Origin of the sequence: Achromobacter sp. (assembly GCF_036567245.1) — a bacterium.
In the GTDB taxonomy this organism is placed as follows: Bacteria; Pseudomonadota; Gammaproteobacteria; order Burkholderiales; family Burkholderiaceae_B; genus Achromobacter.
The window spans coordinates 1-1,605 of record NZ_DATCUY010000469.1 but is presented as its reverse complement, the minus strand read 5'-3'; the positions used below and the strand labels follow the sequence as shown (position 1 = coordinate 1,605).

Here is a 1,605-nt window from a genome sequence, read left to right as displayed (position 1 = left end):
CTGACCAAGGCAATGTTGCGCCGCCCGGACCGCCAGGCGATCCAGGACACCATGGATTACGAGGCCCAGCAGTTCCGCATCCGCCTGCAATCCGAAGAGGCGCAGGCGGCCTTCGCGAAGTTCTTCAAGAAGTAGGGAAGCCGGATGGCGCGCCCTGCCCCGGCGCGCCATCCGCTGCCTCAGAACGGCGAATCCGGCCGGAAGTTCGGCGCGCGGCGTTCGCGCAGGGACTGGATCCCTTCGCGCACGTCGGGCCCGCCGAAACCCATGAATTCCAGCGCCAGCGAAGTATCGAAGCTCGGCCCCGCCATGCGCAGCCAGTTGTTGAGCGAGTACTTGGTCCAGCGGATGGCGGTCTGGGAGCCCGCGGCCAGCTTGTTGGCGACTTCGAAGGCGCGGCCGATGAGTTCGGCCTCGTCCACGCACAACGACACCAGGCCGATGCGCTCGGCTTCCTCTCCGGTCACGGTTTCGCAAAGCATCAGGTAGTACTTGGCGCGCGCCATGCCGCAAAGCAGCGGCCAGACGATGGCGGCATGGTCGCCGGCCGTCACGCCCAGGCGCGTATGGCCGTCGATGATGCGTGCGTCGCGTGCGGCGATGGAGATGTCGGCCAGCAAGCCCGCCACCAGGCCCGCGCCCACCGCCGCGCCATGCATGGCGGACACGATGGGCTTGTTGCAGTTGATGATGTTGTAGACGAGGTCGCGGGCTTCGCGCCAGACGCGGGTGCGCACGTCGAAGTCGTCCGCCATCTGCTGCACCAGGTCCAGATCGCCGCCGCCAGAAAAGCCTTTGCCCTCGCCGCGGATCACCACCACCCGGGTGTCGGGGTCGGTATCGATGTCGCGCCAGATGTCGGCCAGTTCGCGGTGCATGCGGTCATCGGCGGTGGACAGCTTGCCCGGCTTGCCGCCCTTGGCGCCCATGATCACTTCCAACACCCCGCCGGGGTGCCGGCGCAGCTTCAGGGACTCATAGGCGGAATAGTGTTCCAGCGTGATGTCGCTCATGTTTGTCTCCACGTCGTCTTGTCTTGGGGCCGGGCCGGATGCCGGCCGGTTTGGGCGCACTATAGTAGATACGCACCATCGCGCCACGCCGATTGCCCCAGGAGCCTCAGCCCATGAACACTACCGCCCCGTCCGCCGGCGGCGCCATAGACCGCGCCGCCCTGCCCGCCCTGTTCGCACCGCGCGGCCAGGACACCCACAAGGGCAGTTTCGGTACGGTGGGCGTGGTGGGCGGCGGCCCCGGCATGACGGGTGCGGCGCTGCTGGCCGCGCGCGCCGCCCTGAAGATAGGGGCCGGCAAGGTGCTGGTCGGCTTCGCCCAGGACGCCGCGCCCCTGGCCTGCGACCCGCTGCAGCCCGAATTGATGCTGCGCGATGCCCGCTCGCTGCTGGAGGAAGACTGGGGCATCACCGCCTGGGTGGCGGGATGCGGCATAGGCACGGGCGCCCTGGCGGCCAACGCGCTGTCCGAATTGTTCGTGCTGCGTCGCGGTTCGCCGCTGGTGCTGGACGCGGATGGACTGAATCTGCTGGCGCGCGGCGACATCCAGCCCAACTGGGGCGAGGGCCCCGTGGTGCTGACGCCGCACCC

The 1,605-nt window shown here is 68.7% G+C and carries 2 protein-coding genes; one reads left to right on the top strand and one right to left on the bottom strand.

Going from position 1 to position 1,605, the window contains the following annotated elements; all coding sequences use genetic code 11:
- Nucleotides 1-179: 179 nt before the first annotated feature.
- The gene (locus VIR09_RS19905) at nt 180-1,013 is read right to left on the bottom strand and encodes an enoyl-CoA hydratase/isomerase family protein (protein WP_013391155.1); all 834 of its coding nucleotides are present in this window, start codon (nt 1,011-1,013) and stop codon (nt 180-182) included.
- Nucleotides 1,014-1,126: 113 nt separating this feature from the next.
- Here VIR09_RS19905 and VIR09_RS19900 point away from each other — a divergent pair.
- On the top strand, nt 1,127-1,605 hold a 479-nt coding region (locus tag VIR09_RS19900), incomplete at its 3' end, for an NAD(P)H-hydrate dehydratase (protein ID WP_332014426.1).